Origin of the sequence: Micromonospora phytophila (assembly GCF_023656545.1) — a bacterium.
In the GTDB taxonomy this organism is placed as follows: Bacteria; Actinomycetota; Actinomycetes; order Mycobacteriales; family Micromonosporaceae; genus Micromonospora; species Micromonospora phytophila.
Genome location: NZ_JAMOKF010000376.1, coordinates 1 through 4776 on the forward strand (window position 1 = coordinate 1; position 4776 = coordinate 4776).

At 75.9% G+C, this 4776-nt stretch carries 4 protein-coding genes; 2 read left to right on the top strand and 2 right to left on the bottom strand.

Features of this window, described 5'->3' with window-relative positions; translation table 11 throughout:
* Nucleotides 1–554 (top strand): 5-oxoprolinase subunit C family protein (locus NCC78_RS27680; protein WP_250798165.1); only part of this gene is annotated, 554 nt, incomplete at its 5' end.
* Nucleotides 538–1290, top strand: coding sequence for a LamB/YcsF family protein (locus NCC78_RS27685; protein WP_250798168.1), 753 nt, complete (start codon nt 538–540; stop codon nt 1288–1290). The genes NCC78_RS27680 and NCC78_RS27685, both read left to right, overlap by 17 nt.
* Before the next feature lie 102 nt (nt 1291–1392).
* Here NCC78_RS27685 and NCC78_RS27690 read toward each other — a convergent pair whose 3' ends face one another.
* A complete protein-coding gene (locus NCC78_RS27690; RefSeq protein ID WP_250798169.1) occupies nt 1393–3225 on the bottom strand; it encodes an NHL domain-containing thioredoxin family protein in 1833 nt (610 codons plus the stop codon).
* A gap of 122 nt (nt 3226–3347) precedes the next feature.
* On the bottom strand, nt 3348–4776 hold a 1429-nt coding region (locus NCC78_RS27695), incomplete at its 5' end, for an LppU/SCO3897 family protein (protein ID WP_443677212.1).

Here is a 4776-nt window from a genome sequence, read left to right on the forward strand (position 1 = left end):
TGCTGCGGATCGGTCCCGCCCGACGGGGCCTGCGCAGCTGGCTGGCGGTGGCCGGGGGGCTCGACGTGCCGCCGGTGCTCGGCAGCCGGGCCACCGACACCCTCTCCGGGCTCGGCCCGCCGCCGCTGCGCGACGGGGACCGCCTCCCCCTCGGCACACCGGTCGGCCCGCCGGCCCCGGTCGACGTGACCGTCGCGGCGTCGCCCCCACCGGAGCTGCGGCTGGCGCTGCGCCTCGGGCCCCGGCACGACTGGTTCACCCCGACCGCGCTCGACCGGCTTCTCGGCACCGCGTACACGATCAGCCCGGTCGGCAACCGGGTCGGCGCGCGGCTGACCGGCGCGCCGCTGCCCCGCGCGGTCGCCGGGGAACTGCCCAGCGAGGGCATCGTGCTCGGGGCGGTGCAGGTGCCGGCGGACGGCCAACCGTTGGTCTTCCTCGCCGACCACCCGACGACCGGCGGGTACCCCGTCATCGGGGTGGTGGCCGACGTGACCCCGCTCGCGCAGGCCCGACCAGGCACTACGGTGAGGTTCCATGGACCTCAACGCTGACCTCGGCGAGGGCTTCGGCATCTGGCGGCTCGGTGACGACGAGGCGCTGCTGGACCTGGTCACCTCCGCCAACGTGGCCTGCGGTTTCCACGCCGGGGACGCCTCCACCATGCGTCGGGTCTGCGCCGCCGCCGCCGAGCGCGGCGTCGCGGTCGGCGCCCAGGTCGGCTACCGGGACCTCGCCGGCTTCGGCCGCCGGCACATCGCGTACGCCTTCGCGGAGCTGCGTGACGAGGTCATCTACCAGCTCGGCGCGCTCGACGCGTTCTGCCGGTTGTCCCACACCCGGGTCCGCTACCTCAAGCCGCACGGCGCGCTCTACCACGCGGCGGCCCGCGACGAGGCCCAGGCGGCGGCCCTGGTCGCCGCGGTCGGCGGGTACGACGACGGGCTGCCGATCCTCTGCGCGTCCGGATCGGTGCTCGCCCAGCTCGCCGTGGGCGCCGGTCTGCGGGTGGTCGCCGAGGGTTTCGCCGACCGGGGCTACCTGCCCGACGGCAGGCTGGTGCCCCGCACCGCCCCCGGCGCGCTGGTCACCGACCCGGAGGAGGTGGCCGCCCGCGCCGTCCGGATGGCCACCGAGCGGACCGTGGTCGCGGTCGATGGCACGGTCGTCCCCTGCCCGGTCGAGTCGATCTGCCTGCACGGCGACACCCCGGGCGCGGTCGCCTCGGCGGAACTGGTGCGCGCCGCCCTCATCGACGCCGGGGTGACGCTCACCCCGTTCGCCGGATAGGCCGACGCGCCCCGCGCTGGCGGCGCGCCGGGCCCCGACGTGCGCGGCGCACCGGCGTTCCATGCGGGCGGCGCGTCGGCCGCCCGCATCCGGGGGGACCGGTCAGGCGTCCAGACCGCGCAGCACCAGCGGGAGCCGGGTGGCGCCGTCGTCGACCACTCGGACCGGAACGCCCCAGTCCTGGCGGGTCAGGTGGCAGGCCGCGTGCTCGACGTCCGCGTCGCAGGTCGCCGCCTGGGCGGTCACCTGGAGCACCCCCGTGCCGATGTCGCCGTTCAACACCAGCCGGCGGGACAGGTCGGTCGTCGTTCCGGCCCCCTCCACCAGCAGCTCCGGCGGGGACGCGGAGATCACCAGCCGGGTCGACGGGCCGTACGTCTCGTCCAGCTTCTGCCCCGGCGCGGGCGTGAAGATGACGTCCAGGGTCAGTTCGCCGGCCGCCACCTCGGTCGGTTTGCGCTCGGTGCGGTGCCGGGGACCGTCGACGGTGCTGGCACCGGCGGCCGAGAGCGCGCCCGGAGCCAGCCGGGTCAGCCGGTGCGCGGTGGACTCCACCACCAGCACCTCGCCGGCCGGGGTGAGCACCAGGTCGCTCGGCTCGCCGAGCCCGTCGGCGACCGTGGAGACCTGGCCGCTCTCCGGATCGAAGCGACGGACCGCGCCGTTGTACGTGTCGGCGATCAGCACCGAGCCGTCCGGCAGGGCGCACACCCCGAGCGGGTGCTGGAGCAGCGCCGATTCCGCCGGCCCGTCGACGTGGCCGAAGTCGAACAGCCCCTGCCCTACGGCGGTGCCCAGCACGCCGTTCTCCACGTAGCGGATCGCGCTGGTCTCGCTGTCGGCCACCCAGAGCCGGGTGCCGTCGGCGGAGACCGAGAGGCCGGACGGCTGCGCCATCCACGCCTCGGCCAGTGGGCCGTCACGCAGCGCCTCGACCGTGGTGCCCGCGTACATGCCGGCGGTGCGCTTCACCGGGTCGAACCACCAGAGCTGGTGGATGCCGGCCATCGCGACGACGACCTTGTCGTCGTACCAGGCCAGGTCCCAGGGGGAGGAGAGGTCCACCGAGAGCGCGTCGTGCGCGTGGTCGTCGACCGTGGAACGCCACTGCCGGCCGGTGCCGGCGACCGTGACCACCTCACCGGTGGCCAGGCGTACGCCGCGCAGCAGGTGGTTGACGGTGTCCGCGACGACCAGGTCGTAGCCGGCCACCTCGGCGGCGTGCGCGGGAAGCAGGCAGAGCCCCTGCGGCTCGGAGAAGCTGGCCGCTTCGGCCGCCCCGTCGGCCCGACCCCGGCTGCCGGCGCCGATCCGGCGGACCAGCGTCTCGCCGTCCGGCGCCAGCTCGGCCAGGGAGTGCCGGGCCGAGTCCGACACCAGCAGGTTGCCGTTCTCCAGCACCACCGCCTTGCCGGGGAAGCGGAGCGTGGTCTCCGGCTCGGCCGGCGGGACGTACGGGCCGTCCCCGCGGTGCAGGGTGCCCTTCGCCTCGTGGGTGGCGATCAGGTCGTCGATCAGCCGGGCCAGCCCCTCGGCGTGACCCTCGCCGGCCATGGTGGCCACCACGTAGCCCTCGGGGTCGATCACCGACAGGGTCGGCCAGGCCCGGGCCGCGTACTGCTGCCACATGTCCAGCTCGGGATCGTCGAGCACGGGGTGGTGCACCCCGTACCGCTCCACGGCGGCGGCCAGCGCGTCCGGGTCCTTCTCGTGCTCGAACTTCGGCGAGTGCACGCCGATCACGACGAGCACATCGCCGTACTTCTCCTCCAGCGGCCGCAGCTCGTCGAGCACGTGCAGGCAGTTGATGCAGCAGAAGGTCCAGAAATCGGCCAGAACGATCTTGCCGCGCAGGTCGGCGAGCTTCAGCTCCCGCCCGCCCGTGTTCAGCCAGCCCCGACCCCGAAGCTCGGGTGCCCGTACTCGTGCGCTCATGGCCCCAGTCTGCCGGACGGGGCTGCTCGGAGCGGCCGGCACTCCGAGCGGGCTCGATCACATCGGCCGGGAGAACGGCGGCGGGGCCACGGTCTCCCGTGGCCCCGCCGCCGTGCGTGGAACTACTGGCCCGCCGGCTTCAGGCAGAGCACCCGGTTCGTCCCCTCGCCGGGGAGCACCACGTGCGGCTGGGCCGGGTCGGCGCACTTTTCCTTGGCGTCCACCTTGGAGACGACGGTGAAGGCGCCCGCCTCACCACAGTCCGCCGTCGCCGGGCCCTCGCCGGACTGCTTGACGCAGGTGCCGACCGCCGGGTCGAACGCGGGGGCCTCGTCCGGGTCGCCGACCTTGCCCAGCAGGGTGAGCAGGCCGAGCGGAATCGCCAGGATCAGCACCGCGGCGACGAGCACCGCGGCCAGCACCCGCCCGTTGCGCACCTTGGGGATGGGCGCCTCGGTCTTCGGCTCGGCGATTGGCTTGAACGAGTCGAACCGGCCCTGGTCCGGCTCGGGAGCGCCCTGGTCCCAGGACGGGCCGGACTGCTGTTGCGGCGGCGGCGGGAACGCCGTCGGGAAGGCGCCGCCCGGTGCCGGTTGGGCCGCCGGGCCGGGCCCGTAGCCGGGGAACCCGCCGTCGTCGGCGGGGTTGCCGGCCGCCGGCGCGCCGAAGCGGTCGCCGGGGTGGTCCGCGCCGCCGTGCGGTCGGACCCCGTTCATCGGCCGGTCGCTGGCGGGTGCGTCGACGAAGGACGGCACGCCCGGCGGGAAGGCCGGGGGCGCGGCGGGTGCGGCGCCGAACGCGTTCGGCCCCGCCGGCCCCCGGTCGTCGAACCGCGTCTGCGGGCCCTGATCGAAGCGCGTCTCCGGGCTCTGGTCGAACCGTGCCTCCGGGCTCTGGTCGAACCGTGCCTCCGGGTCCTGGTCGAAGCGGGGCAGCGGCGCCTGGTCAGGCCGGTGCCCGCCCGGCTCGTCCTGCTCCGGCTCGTCCTGCTCCGGTCGGGCCGGACGGCCGTACACCCGGGGCTGCGGCGCGGCCGTGCCGCTCGGTCGCAGGGCCTGGTCGGTCGGGGGCATCACCCGGCTGGCCAGCGGCACGGAGGCGCTCGCCGAGACGCTGCCGGAGACGCCCTCGGCATCCTCCGGCGACGGTACGGCCGCCCGGCCGCCGGACTCCGGGGAGATGCGCGGAGCGGGAACGACCGGGCCCGCCGGGGCCGGCGGCTCCTCGTGTCGGGAACCGGCCCAACCCGGCTGTTCCTGCTCGTACGCCGGTGCGCCACCGTCCCGCACGGACTGCTCGGTCGCCGGCGCGTACTGGGCCGGCGGTGCGTAGTTGGCCGGCGGGGCCGCGGCCAGGCTGGCGCCGGGTACCCGCTGCTCCTGCGGGGGCAGCGGCACCGCGTTGGCCGGCGAGATGCCGGGGGCGGGGGCGGGCTGGTAGACCGGGGGTTCCTCGGCGCGGTCGGACTCCCAGCCGTTGCCGGCTGAGGCCGGGGCGGCCTCCGCCGTGGCGCGGCCCCACGCCTCGTCCGGGGACCACGGTGCGACGTCG

Excerpts from the sequence above, each read along its gene's own strand:
- NCC78_RS27685 (WP_250798168.1), top strand. The coding sequence starts at position 538 with ATGGACCTCAACGCTGACCTCGGCGAGGGCTTCGGCATCTGGCGGCTC.
- NCC78_RS27690 (WP_250798169.1), bottom strand. The coding sequence starts at position 3,225 with ATGAGCGCACGAGTACGGGCACCCGAGCTTCGGGGTCGGGGCTGGCTG.